The sequence below is a fragment of the Microbacterium sp. HMWF026 genome (genome assembly GCF_003061325.1).
In the GTDB taxonomy this organism is placed as follows: domain Bacteria; phylum Actinomycetota; class Actinomycetes; order Actinomycetales; family Microbacteriaceae; genus Microbacterium; species Microbacterium testaceum_E.
In genome coordinates this window covers 1-20,824 of sequence record NZ_QAJB01000055.1, presented here as the reverse complement: position 1 = coordinate 20,824, position 20,824 = coordinate 1, and the positions used below count along the sequence as shown (strand labels likewise).

The window sequence follows — 20,824 nt, the reverse complement described above, 5'->3', positions numbered from 1 at the left end:
GATCTCCTCGGTGGAGGTGGGGCCGGGGCCGAGGGCGGCGAGGAGCGTGACGCGCGGGATGACCCCGCTCAGGCGTCCGTCCGCGTCGAGCACGGCGAGCGGGAGCGGCGACTCGACCGAGGGGACGAACAGGTCCATGAGCACGTCGTCCTCGCGGACGCTCTGCGGCACCGGCTTCAGCCGCGACAGCAGCGAGTTCTCGCCCGCGCGCACGAGCTTCATGGCATCCCGGTCCGTGATGATGCCGAGGGGTTTGCGATCGCGGTCGGTGACGTAGACCGCCGACATATAGGCGTCTCGCATCTGGCGCAGCGCCGTGCGCGGGCCGGCCGAGGCGTCGACGCGCGGACGCGGACGCTCCATGACGTTGCCGGCGGTGAGCACGCGGGCGCGGTCGACGTCCTGCACGAACTGCTCGACGTAGTCGTTCGCCGGGTCGGTCAGGATGTCCTCGGGCGTGCCGATCTGCACGATGCGCCCGTCGCGCATGACGGCGATGCGGTCTCCGAGGAACATGGCCTCGTTGAGGTCGTGGGTGATGAAGACGATCGTCTTCTTCAGCGTCCGCTGCAGTTCGAGCAACTGCTCCTGCATCTCACGCCGGATGAGCGGGTCGAGGGCGCTGAAGGCCTCGTCCATGAGCAGGATGTCGGTGTCGGCGGCGAGCGCCCGGGCGATGCCGACGCGCTGCTGCATCCCGCCCGAGAGGGCCGAGGGGAGCTTGTCGCCCCAGCCCTCGAGACCCACGAGGGCAAGGATCTCGTCGGCCTTGGCCAACCGCTCGGCCTTGCCGACGCCGCGCAGTTCGAGGGGGTAGGCGACGTTCGCCGCGACCGTGCGGTGCGGCAGGAGCGCGAAGTGCTGGAAGACCATCGCGAGGCGCTCGCGGCGCAGTCCCCGCAGGCGCGCGGAGCCGACGCCGGTCAGGGGATCACCCTTCACCTCGACGGTGCCCGCGGTGGCCTCGTGCAGGCCGTTGAGCATGCGGATGATCGTGGACTTGCCCGAGCCGGAGAGGCCCATGATGACGAAGATCTCGCCCGGCTGGACGTCGAAGCTCGCGTCGATGACGGCGGCGGTCCCGAGATCGGAGATCTCGTCGCGGCGCACCCCGGAACGGAGCTTGTCGACGGCGACCTGCGGTGCTCGCCCGAAGACCTTGAACAGGTTCTTCGCCGAGAGCGCCGGCGCGGTGGGGGTGGAAGCCTGAAGGGCAGGCGGATGGGTCACGGTGTGCACCTCGACGGCCTTCGGGTGGCCGCAGCGGTCACGCCCGGGTGGCAGCCATCGGCGCTCCGGCCGGGGGGGGTGGAGCGCGTCGGCGTCGGACATCGGGTCCGGCGCCCAGGCCGCCGACCGTACGCTCGCGACGCGGACTCCCCCGAGTCCGCACCGACGACCGCGGACTGGTCGGGTGGGCGGCCCTCAGCGGGCCTCCACCAACGTTTCACGGTGATGGATCGCCTGGCAAATCACCGCGCGCCTTGAGATTCCGGATGCCGTGTGGCACGCGCGCCCGCGTGCCCCGGCGTCGGGGGCACCCGGCAGACCACGCCCCGCGGGGTCGGCCCGGGCGTGTCGGTGCGAGGCGTCAGTTCGCGGCGGACTCCCCCGCTGGCTCCGACGCGGCGGATCGGTGGTGACGGATGACCTCGGCGACCACGAAGTTGAACCACTTCTCGGCGAACACCGGATCGAGGTCGGCCTGCTCGGCGAGCTGGACGAGACGCGCGATCTGCTGCTCTTCGCGAGTGGGGTCGGATGCCGGCATCCCGTGCTTCGCCTTGAGGACGCCGACCTGCTTCGTGCAGCGGAATCGCTCGGCGAGCAGGAAGATGAGCGCGGCGTCGATGTTGTCGATGCTGCCGCGCAGCCCCTGCAGGATGGTCGAGGGATCGGCGTCGGTCATTGGTCCTCCCAGATCGCTCCGACCCTACCGCGCCGCGTGGGGCCGCACGTGCCTCTCACAGGGAGTCCTACAGTGTGACCATGAGCCGATCGACGCGCCCCGACCCCACAGCAGCCGGTGCCGATGCCGGGGCCGCCACCACCCGCGACAAGCCGGTCTGGTCGGCGCTCGCGCGACCGTACGCGGCGGGCTTCTTCCTGACGCTCGGCGGGTTGACGGCGTTCCTGCTGGCCCTCGCGCTGGGCAAGCTGTCGACGGTCCTCATCTACATCGCGATCGCGCTGTTCGTGGCCCTCGCCCTGGACCCGATCGTGCGGTTCCTCGTGCGGCGCGGACTGTCGCGCGCGTGGTCGATCGTGATCGTCTTCGGCGGTCTCGCCCTCATCCTCGCCGGCGCTCTGTGGCTGCTCATCCCGCCCGTCGTGCGGCAGGTCGAGCAGTTCATCGGCGATATCCCCTCGTTCGTCAACGACCTCATCGACAGCGACGCGGTGCGGTGGGTCGAGCAGAACTTCGGCGACAGCCTGGGCGACGTCCTTCAAGAGGTCCAGGGCTTCGTCACCAACCCCGCGAACATCGCCGCGATCGGCGGCGGTCTGCTGCAGGTGGGCATCGGGATCGGCGAGTTCATCTCGGGCGCGATCATCGTGCTGGTGCTGAGCCTGTACTTCTTGGCATCCCTTCCCCGCATGAAGAACAGCCTCGTGCGCCTGACCCCCGCCCGCAGCCGCGAGACGGTCGCCGACATGACCGGCCAGATCACCGAGTCCGTGGGTGGTTACCTCGCCGGCATGGTGGTGCTGGCGTTGTGCAACGCGGTGTTCGCCTTCATCGTCCTGACGATCCTGCAGCAGCCTTTCGCCGCCCTGCTCGCGGCCCTCGCCTTCGGCATCACCCTGATCCCCCTGGTGGGTTCGGTGCTGTTCTGGGCGACCGCAACGGTGTTCACCCTGATCGTGAACCCGACCGCGGGACTCGTCTTCGCGATCGTCTACCTCGTCTACATGCAGATCGAGGCATACATCCTGACGCCCCGCGTGATGAACCGCACGATCTCGATCCCGGGAGCGCTCGTCGTCATCGGAGCGCTCGTCGGCGGCACCCTGCTGGGGCTGCTGGGGGCGCTCGTCGCGATCCCGGTGACGGCATCGGTCCTGCTGATCATCAAGCAGATCGTCATCCCGCGACAGGACGCCAAGAAGTAGCTCCCGCGTCAGCGCGTGGGCAGCAGTCGCGTCGGCGACGGCGACGCCGTGCGGTGACGCACGCGTCCGGGAACCCCGGTGCGGGCGTCCAGTGGCAGCGACACGATCTCGTGCGCTAGCTGCCCCGCGACCAGGAGCGTGTCGTCGACGACGACGTGATGGCGGGGCCAGTGCGTGCCGGTCTCGGCGAGAGCGAGCAGTTGCAGCTGTTCGCCCGCGCCGCGCACCGACAGCACACCCACGGTGTCGCTGCCGCGCACGCCCGCGTACAGCGTGCTGCCGTCGCGGCTCGTGCACAGCTCGGCCGCGGTGTCGGTGTCGAGCGTGCCGAGCAGGGGCTCGCCCGACCGCACGTGCCAGCGCCCCTCGCGGTCGGGAGCGAGCACGAACACCTCGCGACTCAGCTCGGTGACGACGTACAGGTGACCCGAGGGATGCCAGACCCCGTGCCGCGGTCCACTGCCCTTCGGCAGCACGACGTCCTGCACCGGGCGCAGGCCCTGCGAGGAGTGCCGCCAGATACGGACGAGGTCGAGACCCATGTCGGTGGTCGCCACGAGACCGCGGGGCAGGAAGATCGCCTGGTGGGCGCGTGAGACCCGCGCCCCGGCCAGGGCCTCTTCGCTCTCGGCGTCGGTCTCGGGCACGTCGTCGTAGGTCGGGATGAGGTGCGAGAACTCCTCTCCCGCGGCGTCGCGCAGGGCGCGGGCCGCGGCGGCCAGATCCGGCACGACCGCGCCCGACACGCGCGCCCCCGTCGACACGGCGCCCTCGTCGGACGAGGAGCCGTGCGGATCGATGGCTTCTGCGGCCGCGACGGGGTTGGAGGGGCGGCCCGCGGCATCCAGGTCGACGCGCACCACCCGCCCATCGCCCCAGCAGCTGGCGATCAGGGACGACGCGTCGGGGGCGACGGCGATGTGGCACACCGCGTCCCCGACGGGGACGGGGGCTCCGACGCGCGTCAGGCGGGTGTCGGCGGTGCGGCGATAGGCCTGCACGGTGCCGTCGAACTCGAGGGCCGCGTACAGCAGGTCGTGCACGGGGTGGGCGGCGATCCACGAGGGCGAACCCGGCGCCGCCACCGCGGTGCCGACCATGCCCAGCGGACCACCGGCCCCGGGGGCCTCGGCCTCGCCGGCCTGCAGGATGCCGATGCCCTCGGCCGCCCCGTTGTCGGGGGCGTAGGCGCCGACCCAGAAACGCATCAGTCGATGAGGTCGTGGCGCACGATCACCTGGTCGCGGGCGGGGCCCACGCCGATGACCGAGATGCGGGTACCGCTCATCTTCTCGAGCGCGAGCACGTAGTCCTGCGCGGTCTGCGGCAGGTCGTCGAAGGTGCGGGCGGTCGAGATGTCCTCGCTCCAGCCGGGGTAGTACTCGAGGATCGGCTTGGCGTGGTGGAAATCGGTCTGGTTGACCGGCAGGTCGTCGTACCGCTCGCCGTCGACGTCGTACGCGACGCAGACCGGGATCTGCTCGAGACCGCCGAGGATGTCGAGCTTGGTGAGCACGAGGTCGGTGATGCCGTTGATGCGCGTGGCGTAGCGGGTGATGGGCGCGTCGTACCAGCCGACGCGGCGGGGGCGACCGGTGGTGGTGCCGAACTCGAAGCCGCGCGAGCGCAGCCACTCGCCGCTCTCGTCGAACAGCTCGGTCGGGAACGGGCCCGAGCCCACGCGCGTCGTGTACGCCTTGACGATCCCGACGATGCGGTCGAGACGGTTGGGGCCGACGCCCGAGCCGGTCGCGGCGCCGCCGGCCGTCGCCGACGACGAGGTCACGAACGGGTAGGTGCCGTGGTCGACGTCGAGCATGGTGGCCTGGCCGCCCTCGAAGACGACGACGTCGCCTGCCTCGAGCGCGTCGTTGAGCAGCAGCGAGGTGTCGGCGACCATGGGGCGCACGCGCTCGGCGTACGCCAGCAGGTCGTCGACGATCTCGTCGGCCGTGATGGAACGACGGTTGAAGATCTTGACCAGCAGGTGGTTCTTCTGGTCGAGGGCGCCCTCGACCTTCTGGCGCAGGATGTTCTCGTCGAACAGGTCCTGCACGCGGATGCCGACGCGGTTGATCTTGTCGGCGTAAGCCGGGCCGATGCCGCGACCGGTGGTGCCGATCATGCGCTTGCCCAGGAAGCGCTCGGTGACCTTGTCGAGCGTGCGGTGGTACTGCGTGATGATGTGCGCGTTGGCGCTGATCTTCAGGCGGCTGGTGTCGAGGCCGCGCGCGTTGAGCGCCTCGAGCTCGTTGAACAGCACCTCGAGGTCGACGACGACGCCGTTGCCGATCACGGGCGTCACACCCGGGGACAGGATGCCGCTGGGCAGCAGGTGCAGCGCGTACTTCTCGTCGCCGATGACGACGGTGTGACCGGCGTTGTTGCCGCCGTTGAACTTCACCACCCAGTCGGTGCGCTCACCGAGCAGGTCGGTGGCCTTGCCCTTGCCTTCGTCGCCCCACTGGACGCCGACGATCACGATTCCGGGCATGTGCGCTCCTCGCGTCTGATTCCGGCGGTACACCCCATCCTATCGAGCGGGTCGGACACGTCCCGCGGCCTGCCCGCGCGCGCCGCGGCTCACTACCCTGGAGCGATGACGAGAACGACGGGCTGGGCCCTGGGCTGGAACGTCGCCCGCGCGGTGGCGGCGGGGGCGATCGTGGTGGCCGTCGTGGCGCAGTTCGTCTCGTCGGCATCGGGCGCCGCCGCGGCGGGTCGCGACGTGGCGACCACGGTGGCCAACTTCTTCAGCTTCTTCACGATCCTCTCCAACGTCTCGGCGGCGGTCGTGCTGCTGCTGCTCGCGATGCGGTATCTCCGCCGACGGCGATCGCTCCGCGACTCCGCCGAGGTCGATCCGCCCGCCCTCGCGGCCGCACTGGCGTACGTGTCGACCTACATGATCGTCACCGGCGTGGTCTACAACCTGCTGTTGCGCGGGCTGCCGCTGCAGCCCGAGACGGTCGGCTGGTCGAACGAGATCCTGCACGTCTGGGGCCCGCTGTTCCTGCTGCTGGACGTGCTGTTCGGTGCGGGTCGGCGCCGCCTGCCGTGGACCGCGGCGCTCGGCGCGGCGGTCTTCCCCATAGCGTGGATCGTCTACACGCTGCTGCGCGCGCCTCTCATCACCAACCCCACCACGGGGGCGCCGTACTGGTACCCGTACCCGTTCCTCGACCCGAACACCGGCGGCTGGTCGAGCGTCGTGGTGTACATCGTCGTGATCGCCGTCGGGATCGTCGCCCTGGCGTTCGGCATCGTCGCGATCGGACGGGCACGCGGCATCCGGATGCCACGAACCCTGCCCGCCTGAGCGGACCTGCCCCTACCCTGGTGAGCGTGCGTACGCGACTGATCTCGGCGGCACTGGCCGCCTCCGCCCTGCTCCTGCTCGCCGGCTGCGCGGGGACCACCGCGACCGAGACCGCCCCGTCCTCCAGCCCCACGGCGACGGCGGCCGCGTCCGGCGAGTGCTCGTTCGAGGCATCCGGCCAGCCCGCGGTCGACGTGACCCCGCCCGCCGCGGACACCGAGCGCCCGAGCGGTCAGGTGCAGGCCGTCCTGCAGACCTCGGCCGGAGAGATCCCCCTCACCCTCACCGGCGAGCGCACCCCGTGCACGGTCGAGAGCTTCGTCTCGCTCGCGCAGCAGCAGTACTTCAGCAACACCGAGTGCCACCGCCTCACCACGCAGGGCATCTTCGTCCTGCAGTGCGGCGACCCCACGGGCACCGGACGCGGCGGCCCGGGCTATCGCTTCGCCGATGAGCTCGACGGCGGCGAGACGTACCCGGCCGGCACGGTCGCGATGGCCAACGCCGGTCCAGACACCAACGGATCGCAGTTCTTCCTCGTGTACGAGGACACCCCGCTGCCGCCCAAGTACACGGTGTTCGGTCAGATGTCGCCCGAGGGCCTCGCGGTCGTGCAGTCCATTGCCGCCGCCGGCACCGCGGGCGGGACGGCGGACGGCGCCCCCGCGACGCCCGTGACGATCACGGGCGTGACGGTCGGCTGACCCTCCTCCCCCGGGCTCGCGGGGACGCCGACCGCGCCCTCGGGTCGGGTGTCGGCATCCCTCCGCTCTAGAATCGAGGGCATGTCCAAGGTCCTGCAGTCCCTTCCCGTCGGCGAGCGCGTCGGCATCGCCTTCTCGGGTGGTCTCGACACCTCCGTGGCCGTCGCGTGGATGCGCGACAAGGGCGCGGTGCCCTGCACCTACACGGGCGACCTCGGTCAGTACGACGAAGACGACATCGCCTCGATCCCCGGCCGTGCCACACAGTACGGCGCCGAGATCTCGCGCCTGGTCGACTGCAAGACCGCGCTGGTCGAAGAGGGCTTCGTCGCCCTCGCCTGCGGTGCCTTCCACATCCGCTCGGGTGGTCGCACGTACTTCAACACCACGCCCCTGGGCCGCGCGGTCACCGGCACCCTCCTGGTGCGCGCGATGAAAGAGGACGGCGTCGACATCTGGGGCGACGGCTCCACCTACAAGGGCAACGACATCGAGCGGTTCTATCGCTACGGCCTGCTCGCCAACCCCGCCCTGCGCATCTACAAGCCCTGGCTCGACGCCGACTTCGTCACCGAGCTGGGCGGGCGCAAAGAGATGAGCGAGTGGCTCGTCGCGCACGACTTCCCCTACCGCGACAGCGCCGAGAAGGCCTATTCGACGGATGCCAACATCTGGGGCGCCACGCACGAGGCCAAGACCCTCGAGCACCTCGACGTCTCGCTCGAGATCGTCGAGCCCATCATGGGCGTGCGCTTCTGGGACCCCGCTGTCGAGATCGAGACCGAGGACGTCACCGTCGAGTTCGAGGCCGGTCGCCCGGTCGCGATCAACGGCACGCGCTTCGACGACCCGGTCGCGCTGGTGCGCGAGGCGAACACGATCGGTGGACGCCACGGCCTCGGCATGAGCGACCAGATCGAGAACCGCATCATCGAGGCCAAGTCGCGCGGCATCTACGAGGCCCCCGGCATGGCGCTGCTGTTCCTCACCTACGAGCGCCTGGTCAACAGCATCCTGAACGAGGACACCCTCGCGACGTATCACGAGCAGGGTCGTCGCCTCGGTCGCCTCATGTACGAGGGCCGCTGGCTCGAGCCGCAGTCGCTCATGCTGCGCGAGTCGATCCAGAAGTGGGTCGGTTCGACGATTACGGGCTCCGTCACCGTGCGCCTGCGCCGCGGCGAGGACTACACGATCCTCGACACCGTGGCATCCGGCATGTCGTACTCGCCCGAGAAGCTGTCGATGGAGCGCGTCGGCGACGCCGCGTTCGGCCCGGTCGACCGCATCGGTCAGCTGACCATGCGCAACCTCGACATCGCCGACTCGCGCGCGCGCCTCGAGCAGTACGCCGGTCTCGGCCTGATCGGCGGTCCGACGGGCGAGCTCGTCGGCGACGTGGCCGTCGGCGGAGCGCAAGAGATCATCGAGCCCGCCGCTCGCCTGAGCGCCGACGGCGAGCGTCTCGCCGAGGCGACGGATGCCGCGGGCGAGGGCGCCGCGTTCGACTCCGGCACCGACTGACCCCGGCTTCCCCGACGAGAGCCCGCGACGCCCCGGCGACGCGGGCTCTCTCGCGTCCGGTCCCGCGCCAGGTCTTGCGCGCCGAACTCCTTCGACTAAGTTGCACACATGCGTGCACTTTCGGCGTACACTGGTCGATCGTGAGTACACCCGCCCGCCGCCGCGACGCCGTCGAGAACCGCGCCGGCATCCTCGACGCGGCCACCGCCGCCATCGGTCACGACCCCCGCGCCTCGATCGACACGATCGCCCGCCGCGCAGGTCTCTCGCGCCGCGCCCTCTACGGGCACTTCGACGACCGCAACGCGATCGTCCGCGAGGTCATCGCGGCCGGCGCCGCCCGCTTCAACGCGATCGCCGACGACGTCGACGACGCCGATTCCCGCGTGGCGCTGGCTCGCCTGGCATCCGAGCTGTGGGCCGAAGCCGCGCACGTCCAGGCAGCCGCGGCCCTCGCCCTCGACGATGCGCACCTGCCCGAGACGTCGGCCGCCCTCGCCCCGCTCCGCCGCCGGATCGACGCGATCGTCCGCCGCGGTCAAGAAGAGGGGCAGCTGCGCACCGACCTTCCCGCCCCGACGCTGTCGCGCCTGCTCGAAGAGACCGGTCGCATGGTCGTGTCCCGGGTGGATGCCGAATCCTCCACCGCCCGCTCCATCGCCGTCTGCGCCGTGCTCGGCATGGCCGGCCTGTCGTGGACCGAAGCCCGTGCCCTGCTCGCCGAGCACCCCGATCTGGAGGCGCGATGAGAATCGTCCTGCACGACGTCAGCAAGGGCCGGGCGCTGCCCGAGACCTCGACCGCGTACGAGACGGGGACGGCGACCCTGGTGGTCGCCGAGACCGAACAGCGCCCCACGGTGCTCGGCCTCGTGGCCTCGGGCCGCATGAAGGTCGACGGCGGGTCGGTCACCATCGACGGTCGCGCCGACCGCGGCGCGATCCGCCGACGGGTCGCCCTGGTCGACGCCCCCATCGTGTCCGAACCCGAGTCGAACGTCACGGTCACGGGGGTCGTCGCCGAAGAGCTGATGTTCGCCGGTCGCGCCCCGTCGCCGTTCGCGGCGGCGCGCTGGCTCGAGGGTCTGGGACTGGACGGTCTCGCCGGCACGGCGATCGGCGACGTCGCTCCCGCCGCGCGCATCCGTCTGCTGCTCGAGCTCGCGGCACTGCGCGCGGACGTCGAGGGGCTCGTCCTCGTCGCGCCCGACCGTCACGGCGGCGAGCCCACCGCGTGGTGGCGGATCGCGCGCGAGTTCGCCGAGCGCGGGTACGCCGTGCTCGTGGTCGCAGGCCAGGCGTCGCACACGGCCCTCGCCACCTCTCCCGACACCGCCCTCGACACCGCCGAGGAGAACGCGCGATGAAGATCCCCCAGATGATCACGGCCGAGCTGCGCCGCCTCACGTCCACCCGCATGTCCGTGCTCGCGCTCGTGGCGCTCGTCGCCGTGCCCATCCTGTACGGCGGCCTGTACCTGTGGGCCAATCAGGACCCCTACGGCAACCTCTCGAGCGTTCCCGTGGCCCTCGTCGTCGACGATCGCGGGGCCGAGGTCAACGGCCAGCAGCGCAATCTGGGCGACGAAGCCGCCGAGCAGCTGCTCGACAGCGACACCTTCGAATGGCACCGCGTCTCAGGCGAACAGGCCGACGCCGGCCTGCAGGCGGGCGACTTCGACTTCGTGGTCACCCTGCCCGCCGACTTCACCGACGCCGTGGCCTCGCTCTCGAGCGCGAACCCGCGCCAGGCCGACATCGAGCTGCGCACCAATGACGCCAACAACTACCTCGCGTCGACGATCGGTACGCAGGCGGTCGCGCGCATCCAGGCGTCGGTCGCGCAGAAGGTCGTCGACGAGGCCGGTCTGACCCTGCTCGACGCCCTGCACACGATCCGGGTGAGCCTGGTGGATGCCACGACCGGCGCCACCCAGCTCGTCGACGGCCTGGGCACGGCCAAGGACGGCTCCGCGCAGCTGGCGAGCGGGTCCACGACCCTCGCCGACGGCGCGTCACAGCTCGCCGACGGCAACGCGCAGCTCTCGGCCGGCGCGAACCAGCTGCGGGACGGAACGGCGCAGCTGCGCGACGGCGCCGCGCGCGTGGCGGACGGCGCGCAGCAGGTCGCGGGCGGCGTCGATCGCATCGACGCCGCCGCCCGGCAGGTGGGCTCGGTCGCCGGCGACGCCGCGGCGCAGCTTCCCCAGGCGCGGGCCGACATCGCCGCGGCCCTCGCGAACGCCGGTCTCGACCAGGCCCGCATCGACGAGATCCTGTCTCGTCTGGACCCGGTCGGCCAGCGCCTCGAGGCCGCCAACGGCCGCGTGCAGGACACGGTGAACCAGATCAATCAGCTCGACGACGGCGCCCGCCAGGTCGCCTCCGGCAGTGCCACCGTCGCCTCGGGCGCGGCGACGGCGGCGGACGGCGCCTCGGCTCTCGCCGACGGTGCGGCGACCGCGGCATCCGGAGCCTCGGCACTGCGCGACGGATCGGCGCAGCTGCGCGACGGCGCGACCCGGCTCGACGGCGGTATCGGCCAGCTCCAGAGCGGGGCGACGCAGCTGCGCGATGGACTCGCCTCGGGCGTGGACCAGATCCCCGACACCGACGACGCCACCCGTCAGGCGCAGGCCGACGCGATCAGCGACCCCGTGGCGGTGGGTACGAGCTCGGTGACCAAGGCGCAGAACTACGGCGCGGGTCTGGCGCCCTTCTTCGCCGCTCTGGCCGGGTGGATCGGCATCTACGCGCTGTTCCTCATCGTCAAGCCGGTGTCCAAGCGTGCGGTCACGGCGCTGCGCTCCCCCGTCCGCGTGACGCTCGCGGGATGGCTGACCCCCGCGGGCCTCGGCGCGCTGCAGATGGTGGGGCTGTTCACGGTGCTCGCCGTCGCGCTGCAGTTCTCTTTCGCGAACCCCTGGGCGGCGCTCGGCATCCTGCTGTTCGCCTCGGCGACGTACGCGGCGATCGTGCTCGCGCTGAACGTGTGGCTCGGCTCGGTGGGGCAGTTCCTGGGGCTCGTGCTCATGGTGCTGCAGTTGGTGACGGCGGGCGGTACGTTCCCGTGGCAGACGCTTCCCGCCCCCCTGGCGGCCCTGCATCACGTGCTCCCGATGGGTTACGTGGTGGATGCCATGCGCCAGGTGATGTACGGCGGCGACGTCTCGCGGGTCGGTTCCGACCTGCTGGTCCTCGGCGCGTGGATGGTCGGCGGCGTGCTGGTCGCGGCGATCGGCGTGACCCGGATGACGCATCACCGGACGCTCCGCGATCTGCAGCCGAGCCTGATCGGCTGAGTCCGCGGCTCGTCGCGAAACGACTCCGCCCGTGGGGTGACCGTCCGGTCGCCCCACGGGCGGAGTGTTTCACGTGTCGTCAGTTCACGCGGCGACGGCTGCGCAGGCTCCAGGCGATCCCTCCGCCGACGAGCAGGAAGGCGCCGAGCAGCCCCGCACCGAGCGCCGGCTGCGCACCGGTGGCGGCGAGCGTGCCCTTGGCCACGACCGTCAACGGCAGGCGCGCGATCACGGTCGCGTCCGCGCCCGTGACGATCACCGTGTGCGCGCCGGCCGCGAAGTCGGCCGGAACGCGCACGTCGAAGGCGACCCGGCCGGCGGCGTCGGCAGCGGGGATGCCGGTGATGCGCACGGGCTCGCTGTGCAGCTCGGCGGACACCTGCCCTCCGGCCTGGAGTCCGCTGATGGTCACGCGAACGGTGCCGCCGCGCTCGACCGTCGAGGCCGAGAGCGTCGCGAGCGGTCGGACCGCGGGAGCGGTGGTCGCCGTGGCGGTCGGGCCCGCGGTGACGGTGGGCGTGGCGGTCGCGGTCGGCGTGGACGTCGCGGTCGGGCTGGCCGTCGCGGTCGGGCTGGCCGTCGGCGACACCGTCGGCGAAACCGTCGGGCTGCTCGTCGGCGACACCGTCGGCGAAGCCGTCGGGCTGCTCGTCGGCGACACCGTCGGCGAAGCCGTCGGGCTGCTCGTCGGCGACGGCGTGGTGCCCGTCACGACCACCGTCGCGGTCACGATGATCGCGGTGGTCGAGCGGGGGGTGCGGTCCGGCGCGTTGTACGCGACCGAGCCGTCACGACCGACCCAGTCGTTGTCGTTGGCACCGATGCTGCGCACCGTTCCCGTCACGACGTACGAACCCGCCTGCGACGCGTCGACGCCCGAGGTGTCCCACTCCACCGGCAGCGACGAGACACCGCGACCGTAAGCGGTGGTGACATCGGCCGTCTTCGGCAGTGCCGCCTGCACGTCGGCGCCGGTGCGGACCTCGGTCGAACCCAGGTCGGCCTTCACCGCCGCCACGGCGTCCGCCGCACGGACGCGGTCGTAGTCGGCACGGGTGAGGTCGAGGATGCCGCCGTGCTTGGTGTGCGGAGGCATGTAGTAGTCGGGGCTCTGCAGCACCGAGAACCCGGCATCCAGATCGTTCGTGGTCATCGGCTTGTAGCCGACGGTCGGGATGACGTCGACGTAGAGGTACCACTGGTCCGCGTCGTTGCGCTTGAACCCGGCCGGTCCCTCGACGCCACCCGCGTTGCCCCCGGCCCAGGACGCACCGATGCGCTCCTGCACGCGGGTCCACGCGGTGCCGCTCTTCCACCAGGTCGCCGAGGTGGTGGCATCCATGTAGATGCCCTTGCCCTGGGCGTTGTCCTTGGTGATGCGGTAGGTCTTGCCGTCGTGCTGGATGAGGGTGGTGTCGATGGTCTCGCCGCCGTCGTCGACGAACACGCCGCCGTAGGCGTACGAGGCCTGCGTGAAGTCGGAGGTCGATCCCCACAGGATCCGGCTGTATCCGGGCTGCGCGGCACCCTGGTCGTACACCTTCGACGACCAGTACACGACGAACGAGCCGTTGCCGTTGCCGTCGAAGTCCGGCACCCAGGTGGCTTCGGGTGCCCAGGCCATGCCCAGTCGAGGCGCGGGCGGTGCCACGTCGAGCTGGCGGGGAGCGGACCACGTCACGAGGTCGTCCGACTGCCAGACGACCAGCTTGGTGCTGCCCTGGCTCGACCAGTAGCACCACTCCACGCAGCCGTTCGCGCCGCGGTCGCCGCCGAAGACCCGCAGGTCGGTGGCGATGATGTAGTACGTGCCGGTCTCGGGGTTGCGGGTGATGTACGGGTCGCGAACGCCCGTGGTTCCCAGGGCGGATGCCAGGATCGGCTTACCGCCGTTGAGGGGGTCCCACTGCTCGGCGTCGTTGCCGCGCGAGATGTCGAGGTAGATCTTCTCGGCGTACCCCTGCGCGTCCTCGATGAAGTGGACCATGAGGTAGCCGTAGGGGTCGGTCGCCGCAGCCGCGGGCTGCACGCGCGCGGTGATCTGGCGCGTGGCCTTCACGCCCCGCACCTCCGCGGTCGCGGTCAAGGCCACGTCGCGGCTCGGCTCGCCCGCGGCGGGCTGCGTGAGCGTCAGGGTGCGTCCGTCGGCGCCGATGGACGCCGACGGGTCGGTGGTCGACCAGGTGACCGCGCCGCCCGCATCGGGCAGGGTCGTCACGGAATCCGTGACCGCGATCGGGTCGTCGAGCTGCGCGAGGCTGCGCTCGGCGTAGCCGGCGAGGGCGGCGGCGTGCTGCTGCGCGTCGGTGTCGCTGACCGTCGCGACCTCGGTGGCGCTGAGCGCGCGGTCGTACACGCGGAAGCTCGACACGGCTCCCTTGAACAGCGGATCCGGCCACGGCGAGCGCCCGATCGTGTTCAGACTCTGATCGGTGAGGGATGCCGGCGTGAGGGCGGTCTGCGCGGTCGCGGCGAGCGCGCCGTCGATGTAGAACGACAGCGTGTCCGTGGCCCCGTCGAGGACCGTCGTCAGGGAGTACCACCGGTCGGCGTCGAGGTTGATCGTGGATCGCGCGTTCACTTCGCCGCCACCGGATCCGGTGGTGATCGCGGAACGGGCGGAATCGCGGACGCTCGTGAAGAAGTAGGACTGGTTGCCGTCGTTGCCGATGTTCCAGAGGAAGTTGAAGGAGTCCTTCATGCTCTGGTCGATCTTGACCTCGGTCGTGATCGTCGCAGCCTGTTCTCCGACGAGGAGGTTCTGAGGCAGTCGCACCCAGTTGCCCGCGGAACCCTTGGCCCCACCGGTGAACGTCAGTCCACCGTCGGCCCACTGGGTGTCGTTCGCGTTCTCGACCGACGCGGCGCCGAACGAGGAGCCGGTCGCCAGGTTGGACACCGAGGCTCCGGTCGTCTGATCGAAGCGGTAGTCGACGAGCAGGCCGTCCGTGGGGGCGGCGGCCACAGCGGCGCTGACGGGGGCGACCACGGCCGCGCCGATCATGGTTGCGGCGAGCGTCGCGGCGAGCACGCCTCGTCTCGTCGCCGAGCGGCGTGGCCGACGCTCGGGCGCGCCGGCACTTTCAGGGGTAAGGGGCATCGTCACTTCCTCGTCACGTGGGGGTCCCGCATCGGACCTCGGAGAGGAGCATATTGTGAGCGCTCACAATAGGCAACCGACATTGTGGGCGCGGCGCAGGGGCTGCTCGACCCGGTGTCGCCACGCGATCGCGTCCGTCAAGACCCGGCGGGGCGACGGCATCCGCCCTCTACAGTCGAAGCATCCGACCGGAGGATGCCATGGCCGCCCGCAACACCCGCTTGATGCGCTGCACCCCCGACGACCTTTTCGCCGTGCTGTCCGACGGGTGGCTCTACCCCGTCTGGGTGGTCGGGGCGGCGCGCATGCGCGACGTCGACGGCGACTGGCCGCGCGAAGGCGCGCAGCTGCACCACTCGCTGGGCGTGTGGCCCGTGATGATCCACGACCAGAGCGAGATCGTCGAGTGGGACCCGCCGCGGCGCATGCGGCTGCGGCCCGAGGCCGGCATCCTGGGCCGCGGCGTGCTGCGCATCGAGGCCCGCCCGCACCCGGTCGGCACCGCGGTGACCATCGTCGAAGAACCCGTCTCGGGGGCGGCGGCGATCCTGCCGTCTCTGCTGTGGAAGCCGCTGCTCGTGCTGCGCAACCACGAGTGCCTGAACCGCCTGGCCTTCCTCGCCGAGGGACGCCGTCAGGAGCGCGAGGCCCGCGAGCTGAACCATCGACGCCAGACTCCGGACCCGGCCGAGGGGACGCCCTCGCCCCAGGCGCAGCAGGACGCGCGCGACGCCGACGTCTGAGCCCGGCTCAGCTCTCGGGACGCGTCTCGGCTCCGGTCGAACCCGGCTGCTCGGTGCGGTGCTGCAGCTCGTCGATGTACAGACCCTCTTCATCGGTCGTGCGGTTGCGGTACGCGGCGCGGCCGACCATGTGAGCGGCGAGCGGGGCGGTCGCGAACTGGATGAGGACGATCGGGATGCCGAAGGCCACCACCGGCCACGCGCGGGCCGACAGCGCGACGGCGATCACGACGACCAGAACACCGAGCACCTGCGGTTTGGTCGCCGCGTGCAGACGAGTGGGGACGTCGCCCCAGCGCAGCAGGCCGATGGTCGCGGTCAGGCAGAGCACCGCGCCGATCAGCACCAGGATCAGCGCGACGGTGTCGAGAACGGCGTCGAGGGTCATCTCGGGTTCTCCTTGCGCGCGACGAACCGGGCGACGGCGATCGAGCCGAACACACCGACCGCCGCGATGATGAGCATCGCCGGCAGCGAACGCGTGTGATGGTTGATGACCATGTCGGCCCCCAGGATGCAGAGCACCTCGGTGAGCAGCACATCGGCGGCGACGGCGCGGTCCAGGATCGACGGGCCGATGACCAGGCGGATCAGAGCCAGGACGGCGGCGACGGCGAAGACCACCAGGATGACGGCGACGAGGGCGATCACAGCAGGGTCCTCCCGTCGCGCGGGGTCTCGACGGCGTGGTGGGCGGAGCTGTCGGCGATGCGGGCGCGCAGTTCCTGCAGCTCTTCTTTCGAGCCGACCGCGCGCGTGATGCGCGCCTCCCACCCGAGCACCACGCGGCGCTGGTGCTCGGCATCCGCTTCGCTGCGCACCCCGATGGTGTGGAGGAACAGCGTGCGGTTCTCGCGATCGACGTCGACGATGAGCGACCCCGGGATGAGGGATGCCGTGACCGCCGTGTGCGCCATGATCACGTCGTCGTCGACGCGCAGGGGCACCGCGATGATCGCGGCCCCCGGCTGACGGCGGAAGTCGAGCACCTGCCATGCCACGATCAGCGATCCCTTGACGACCGCGCCGAGGAACGTCACGACGAAGATCAGGCCGTACCAGAGGTTGATGCGTCCCGACAGCTCGACCGGCGGCAGCCGGAAGACGCGCGTGACGAACACCGCCATCACCAGACCCGTGATGACGGCGAGCCAGGTGAACTGCCCCCAGAGCAGCATCCAGAGCGCCACCAGCCAGATCAGCAGGGGCAACTGGTGGAGGAAGAGCGAGATCTGGGCTCGACGCGTGGGGCTCATTCTTCACCCGCCTGATCCTGCAGCTGCACCAGGGTGACACCGTCGGCGATGCGCTCCCCGGCGCGCAGGCACGCGTCGAGCAGGGGGCCGGCGAACACGGTCAGTGCGACCGTGACGGCGACCATGCCGGCGGTCGCCATGGTCATGATGCGCGGAGTGGTGCGCCGCTCGGTCGAGATCGCGGCGGCCGGGGCGTTGCCGAGGTAGGCGATGCGCTCGGTCGTCTCGGCCGAGTCGTCCTCTTCGCGCCAGAACGACAGGTTCCACGCGCGCATGAGCGCGTACAGCGTGAGGATCGAGGTGACGATGCCGCCGACGATCAGGACCATCATCACCGGCGTCCCCACCTGGGCCGCGGCGTCGAACAGCGCGTACTTGCCGATGAAGCCCGAGAACGGCGGCAGACCGCCCAGGTTGATGGCCGGGATGAAGTAGAGCACGGCGAGCAGGGGTGCCGCCCGCATCAGGCCCTTGACCTTCAGGATCGAGGTGCTGCCCGCGCGGCGCTCGATGAGCCCCACCGCGAGGAACAGCGTCGTCTGCACGATGATGTGGTGGACGATGTAGTAGATCGTCGCGCCGATCGCGAGCGGGGTGTTGATCGCCAGCCCGAAGATCATGTAGCCGATGTGGCTGACCAGCGTGAACGACAGGATGCGTTTGAGCTCGGCCTGCGCCACGGCGCCCAGGATGCCGACGATCATCGTCGCGAGCGCGACCATCATCAGCACGAAGTTGAGGTCGTTGTCGACGAAGAGCTGCGTCTCGGTCCGGATGATCGCGTAGACGCCGACCTTCGTCAGCAGGCCCGCGAACACCGCCGTCACCGGCGCCGGCGCCGTGGGGTACGAGTCGGGCAGCCAGAACGACAGCGGGAACACCGCCGCCTTGATGGCGAACGCGAGCAGCAGCATCACATGGAGCACGGTCTGGATGTCCTGCGGCAGCTGCGCCATGCGCTCGCTGATCTGCACCATGTTGACGGTGCCGAGCGCGCCGTAGACCATCGCGATGGCGGCGAGGAAGAGGATCGACGACACCAGCGAGACGACGATGTAGACCACGCCCGTGCGGATGCGCGACTCGGTGCCGCCGAGCGTGATCAGCACGTACGAGGCGACGAGCAGGATCTCGAAGCCCACGTAGAGGTTGAACAGGTCGCCCGCGATGAAGGCGTTGAAGATGCCGGCGCCGAGAATGAGGTACGCCGGGTAGAAGATCGAGACCGGGGTGTCCTCGTCGTTGTCGGCGGCGCCCTGGCCGATCGAGAACAGCAGGACCGCCAGCAGCACGATGCTCGTGACCACCACCAGAAGAGCGGCCAGCACGTCGACGTAGAGCACGATGCCGAGCGGGATGTCCCACCCCGCGATCGCCACGGCGATCGGCCCGTTCGTGTCGACCGCGACCAGCAGCACCGCCCCGAGCACGAGCACCGTCACCAGCGAGGCGACCGACACGATGATCTGCACGCGCTTGCGGCGGCCGAACACCAGGTTGATCGCGGCACCGATGAGCGGGATGCCGACGAGCAGGGGCACGAGGGCGCTCACGAGCGATCACCGTCCTTCGGGTCGTTCGCGTCGTCGTCGGACACCGGCGCGTCGCGCTCGGGTGCATCGCGGCGCACCGCCACCCGGTCCACCGGGGCGTCATTGACGAGCTGCGACAGGTCGCCCTGGTGCAGCACCCGGATGGGCGAGGCGACGTCGCCGACGAAGTCGGTCGTCACATCGTCGTCGTCCGAGCGGGCCTCGTCGTCCATCGCGTCGTCGGGCATCTGCGGGGTGCGCGCGCGCAGCGCCACGTCGTCGGCGTCGTCGACCACCGTGTCGGCCTGACCGAGCTGCCAGGAGCGGTAGATCAGCGCCAGCAGGAATGCCGAGATGCTGAACGTGATGACGATCGCGGTGAGTGTCAGAGCCTGCGGGAGCGCGTCGGACATGTCCGCGGCATCCGTCTCTCCTCCGTCGTAGAACGGCGCGCGGCCGGGGGCTCCCATGACGATGAGCAGCAGCAGGTTGGCGGCGTTGCCGAGCAGCAGGAAGCCGATCAGCACGCGGGTGAGGCTGCGCTCGAGCATCGCGTACACGCCGCACGCGAAGAGCACGGCCATGACGATGACCAGGACGAGGGAGATGCTCACGACTGCACCACCTCGGCATCCTCGGGCAGCTGCGACTGACGGTCGACCTCGGCGCCCAGGCTGCGCAGCACGTCGAGCACCAGGCCGATGACGACCAGGTAGACGCCGATGTCGAAGATCGTGCTGGTGACGAACTCCCAATGGCCGATGAGCGGCAGCTCACCCTCGAACGTGAAGCTCTGCAGCGGCGCGAAGCCGAACAGCAGGGGCACGAGCGCGCACAGCACCGCGATCGCCATACCCGCGCCGAGAAGTCGTCCGGCGTCGGTCGGGGCGGCCGCGCCGAGCTCCCACCGCCCGCCGGCGATGTAGCGCATGACCAGGCCGAGACCCGCGACCAGGCCGCCCGCGAAGCCGCCGCCGGGCAGGTTGTGTCCCGCGAACAGCAGGTACAGCGACACGATCATCACCGAGTGGAACAGCACGCGGATGACGATCTCGAGCAGGATCGAGCGGTTCTCGGGCTGCACCTTCGCACCCGAGACCAGCCAGGCGCGCGGTGCCCCGGTCTCTCCGACCCGCTGGGCGCGCACGCCCGCGTCGGTCTCGACCAGCGGGCGACGGCGGCCCAGACCCACGACGCTGCGAGCCGTGCCCGAGCGCCGGTTCAGGTTGTCGCTGCGGTCGGTGATGAAGACGAGGGATGCCACGCCCGTCGCGGCCAGGATGAGCACCGACAGCTCGCCCATCGTGTCCCACCCGCGCAGGTCGACCAGGGCGACGTTGACGACGTTGCGGCCGTGTCCGATCTCGTACGCGAGCGGAGGCCATTCGAGCGAGATGGGGAGATCCTGACGGGCTCCGGTCGCCACGATCGCGACGAGGGCCATGATCAGGCCGACGCCCGCACCGAGCACCGCTCGGGCCAGCGGGGCGACCGACTCGTTGTGCTCGCCCATGCGGGCGGGGAGCCGGCGCAGCACGAGGGCGAAGACGACCAGCGTCACCGTCTCGACGAGCACCTGGGTGAGGGCGAGGTCGGGAGCCCCGCTGGTGGCGAAGAGCACGACGAGGCCCAGGCCCGTGACCGAGACGAGCGCGACGCCGGTATAGCGCTTGCGGGCGCGCACGGCCAGGATGCCGGCGGCGATCATGAGCGGGGCCGCGATCAGCTGCGCGGGAGACTGCCAGGCGTCGAGCTGCGCACGCCACTCCCGCGACGACAGCAGGGCGACACCCTCGGCCGCGACCAGGACGATGAAGATCGTGCCGACGTAGAAGGGCAGCGAGCCGCGCTGGAACCGGGCGGTCACCCACTCGGACGTGAAGTCGACGCCGCGCAGCGCACCGTTGTACGCGTCGTTGGCGGTGAAGGGCAGCACACGACGACGCTTGTGCAGCTGCGTCCTGCGAACGCCCCAGAACACCGCGGCACCGAGGGCGAGCGTGCCGAGCGAGATGAACAGGGCGGGCTCGAGACCGTGCCAGAGCGCCAAGTGGTACGGGTAGTCGGGTGCTTCGAGGCCGGGTGTCGCCTCGGGCAGGCCGTCGGCGTAGGGCGTCAACCACACGTCGACGACGGGGGCGATCAGGCCGAGCACGAGCGAGCCGCCGGCCAGCAGCACGGGTGCTGACAGGAATCCGATCGGCGGGTCGGGCCACTCGGTCTCGTCGACGT

Annotated in this window: 19 protein-coding genes; 8 read left to right on the top strand and 11 right to left on the bottom strand. The window is 70.7% G+C overall.

Annotated features, from left to right (window positions below):
- A partial coding sequence (locus DBR36_RS02685) for a glycine betaine/L-proline ABC transporter ATP-binding protein (protein WP_108317449.1) occupies positions 1-1,230 on the bottom strand: 1,230 nt, incomplete at its 3' end.
- Positions 1,231-1,591: 361 nt separating this feature from the next.
- Complete coding sequence (locus DBR36_RS02680; protein WP_108317446.1) at positions 1,592-1,909, bottom strand: chorismate mutase; 318 nt, start codon at positions 1,907-1,909, stop codon at positions 1,592-1,594.
- An 80-nt stretch (positions 1,910-1,989) separates the two neighbouring features.
- On the opposite strand from DBR36_RS02680, the gene DBR36_RS02675 reads away from it, so the two are divergent.
- Positions 1,990-3,114: an AI-2E family transporter gene (locus tag DBR36_RS02675; RefSeq protein ID WP_108317448.1), complete on the top strand. Its 1,125-nt coding sequence runs from the start codon at positions 1,990-1,992 to the stop codon at positions 3,112-3,114.
- 8 nt (positions 3,115-3,122) lie between these two features.
- On the opposite strand, the gene DBR36_RS02670 is transcribed toward DBR36_RS02675, so the two are convergent.
- Together DBR36_RS02670 and DBR36_RS02665 are read right to left on the bottom strand one after the other, a co-directional pair.
- Positions 3,123-4,322 carry a beta-propeller fold lactonase family protein gene (locus DBR36_RS02670; RefSeq protein ID WP_108317445.1) on the bottom strand — a complete coding sequence of 400 codons (1,200 nt, stop codon included), beginning with the start codon at positions 4,320-4,322 and terminating at the stop codon, positions 3,123-3,125.
- A complete protein-coding gene (locus DBR36_RS02665; protein ID WP_108317444.1) occupies positions 4,322-5,608 on the bottom strand; it encodes an adenylosuccinate synthase in 1,287 nt (428 codons plus the stop codon). The genes DBR36_RS02670 and DBR36_RS02665 overlap by 1 nt, the downstream gene beginning before the upstream one ends.
- A 105-nt stretch (positions 5,609-5,713) precedes the next feature.
- Here DBR36_RS02665 and DBR36_RS02660 point away from each other — a divergent pair, with 105 nt between their 5' ends.
- The 6 genes from DBR36_RS02660 (at position 5,714) to DBR36_RS02635 (ending at position 11,961) form a co-directional block, all read left to right on the top strand.
- Complete coding sequence (locus tag DBR36_RS02660; RefSeq protein WP_181373447.1) at positions 5,714-6,433, top strand: Pr6Pr family membrane protein; 720 nt, start codon at positions 5,714-5,716, stop codon at positions 6,431-6,433.
- A 26-nt stretch (positions 6,434-6,459) separates the two neighbouring features.
- Positions 6,460-7,137: a peptidylprolyl isomerase gene (locus DBR36_RS02655; protein ID WP_308810936.1), complete on the top strand. Its 678-nt coding sequence runs from the start codon at positions 6,460-6,462 to the stop codon at positions 7,135-7,137.
- A gap of 81 nt (positions 7,138-7,218) precedes the next feature.
- Positions 7,219-8,661, top strand: a complete 1,443-nt coding sequence (argG, locus tag DBR36_RS02650; RefSeq protein ID WP_108317442.1) for an argininosuccinate synthase — start codon at positions 7,219-7,221, stop codon at positions 8,659-8,661.
- A gap of 140 nt (positions 8,662-8,801) precedes the next feature.
- A complete protein-coding gene (locus DBR36_RS02645; RefSeq protein ID WP_108317441.1) occupies positions 8,802-9,410 on the top strand; it encodes a TetR/AcrR family transcriptional regulator in 609 nt (202 codons plus the stop codon).
- Entirely contained in the window at positions 9,407-10,027 is a 621-nt protein-coding gene (locus tag DBR36_RS02640; protein ID WP_108317440.1) for a hypothetical protein, read from the top strand. Before DBR36_RS02645 ends, DBR36_RS02640 begins: the two co-directional genes overlap by 4 nt.
- Positions 10,024-11,961 carry a YhgE/Pip domain-containing protein gene (locus DBR36_RS02635; RefSeq protein ID WP_108317439.1) on the top strand — a complete coding sequence of 646 codons (1,938 nt, stop codon included), beginning with the start codon at positions 10,024-10,026 and terminating at the stop codon, positions 11,959-11,961. Before DBR36_RS02640 ends, DBR36_RS02635 begins: the two co-directional genes overlap by 4 nt.
- Before the next feature lie 79 nt (positions 11,962-12,040).
- Here the strand turns inward: DBR36_RS02635 and DBR36_RS17500 are convergent, their stop codons facing one another.
- The gene (locus DBR36_RS17500) at positions 12,041-14,992 is read right to left on the bottom strand and encodes a LamG-like jellyroll fold domain-containing protein (RefSeq protein WP_181373446.1); all 2,952 of its coding nucleotides are present in this window, start codon (positions 14,990-14,992) and stop codon (positions 12,041-12,043) included.
- A 269-nt stretch (positions 14,993-15,261) separates the two neighbouring features.
- On the opposite strand from DBR36_RS17500, the gene DBR36_RS02615 reads away from it, so the two are divergent.
- Positions 15,262-15,804 carry an SRPBCC family protein gene (locus DBR36_RS02615; RefSeq protein WP_108317438.1) on the top strand — a complete coding sequence of 181 codons (543 nt, stop codon included), beginning with the start codon at positions 15,262-15,264 and terminating at the stop codon, positions 15,802-15,804.
- A 7-nt stretch (positions 15,805-15,811) separates the two neighbouring features.
- Here DBR36_RS02615 and mnhG read toward each other — a convergent pair whose 3' ends face one another.
- The 6 genes from mnhG to mbhE form a co-directional block, all read right to left on the bottom strand.
- On the bottom strand, positions 15,812-16,192 hold the full coding sequence (mnhG, locus tag DBR36_RS02610) for a monovalent cation/H(+) antiporter subunit G (protein ID WP_108317437.1): 381 nt from the start codon (positions 16,190-16,192) through the stop codon (positions 15,812-15,814).
- Positions 16,189-16,455, bottom strand: a complete 267-nt coding sequence (locus DBR36_RS02605; protein WP_108317436.1) for a monovalent cation/H+ antiporter complex subunit F — start codon at positions 16,453-16,455, stop codon at positions 16,189-16,191. The genes mnhG and DBR36_RS02605 overlap by 4 nt, the downstream gene beginning before the upstream one ends.
- Entirely contained in the window at positions 16,452-17,060 is a 609-nt protein-coding gene (locus tag DBR36_RS02600; RefSeq protein ID WP_108317435.1) for a Na+/H+ antiporter subunit E, read from the bottom strand. Before DBR36_RS02600 ends, DBR36_RS02605 begins: the two co-directional genes overlap by 4 nt.
- The gene (locus DBR36_RS02595; RefSeq protein ID WP_108317434.1) at positions 17,057-18,613 is read right to left on the bottom strand and encodes a Na+/H+ antiporter subunit D; all 1,557 of its coding nucleotides are present in this window, start codon (positions 18,611-18,613) and stop codon (positions 17,057-17,059) included. The genes DBR36_RS02600 and DBR36_RS02595 overlap by 4 nt, the downstream gene beginning before the upstream one ends.
- Entirely contained in the window at positions 18,610-19,206 is a 597-nt protein-coding gene (locus tag DBR36_RS02590; protein ID WP_108317433.1) for a Na(+)/H(+) antiporter subunit C, read from the bottom strand. Before DBR36_RS02590 ends, DBR36_RS02595 begins: the two co-directional genes overlap by 4 nt.
- On the bottom strand, positions 19,203-20,824 hold a 1,622-nt coding region (mbhE, locus tag DBR36_RS02585; RefSeq protein WP_146185181.1), incomplete at its 5' end, for a hydrogen gas-evolving membrane-bound hydrogenase subunit E. The genes mbhE and DBR36_RS02590, both read right to left, overlap by 4 nt.

What these genes read in the sequence shown, in the direction of transcription:
- DBR36_RS02660 (WP_181373447.1), top strand. Translation starts at nt 5,714, where the DNA reads ATGACGAGAACGACGGGCTGGGCCCTGGGCTGGAACGTCGCCCGCGCG.
- DBR36_RS02665 (WP_108317444.1), bottom strand. Translation starts at nt 5,608, where the DNA reads ATGCCCGGAATCGTGATCGTCGGCGTCCAGTGGGGCGACGAAGGCAAG.
- DBR36_RS02600 (WP_108317435.1), bottom strand. Translation starts at nt 17,060, where the DNA reads ATGAGCCCCACGCGTCGAGCCCAGATCTCGCTCTTCCTCCACCAGTTG.
- mnhG (WP_108317437.1), bottom strand. Translation starts at nt 16,192, where the DNA reads ATGACCCTCGACGCCGTTCTCGACACCGTCGCGCTGATCCTGGTGCTG.
- DBR36_RS02640 (WP_108317440.1), top strand. Translation starts at nt 9,407, where the DNA reads ATGAGAATCGTCCTGCACGACGTCAGCAAGGGCCGGGCGCTGCCCGAG.
- argG (WP_108317442.1), top strand. Translation starts at nt 7,219, where the DNA reads ATGTCCAAGGTCCTGCAGTCCCTTCCCGTCGGCGAGCGCGTCGGCATC.
- DBR36_RS02670 (WP_108317445.1), bottom strand. Translation starts at nt 4,322, where the DNA reads ATGCGTTTCTGGGTCGGCGCCTACGCCCCCGACAACGGGGCGGCCGAG.
- DBR36_RS02675 (WP_108317448.1), top strand. Translation starts at nt 1,990, where the DNA reads ATGAGCCGATCGACGCGCCCCGACCCCACAGCAGCCGGTGCCGATGCC.
- DBR36_RS02635 (WP_108317439.1), top strand. Translation starts at nt 10,024, where the DNA reads ATGAAGATCCCCCAGATGATCACGGCCGAGCTGCGCCGCCTCACGTCC.
- DBR36_RS02680 (WP_108317446.1), bottom strand. Translation starts at nt 1,909, where the DNA reads ATGACCGACGCCGATCCCTCGACCATCCTGCAGGGGCTGCGCGGCAGC.
- DBR36_RS02615 (WP_108317438.1), top strand. Translation starts at nt 15,262, where the DNA reads ATGGCCGCCCGCAACACCCGCTTGATGCGCTGCACCCCCGACGACCTT.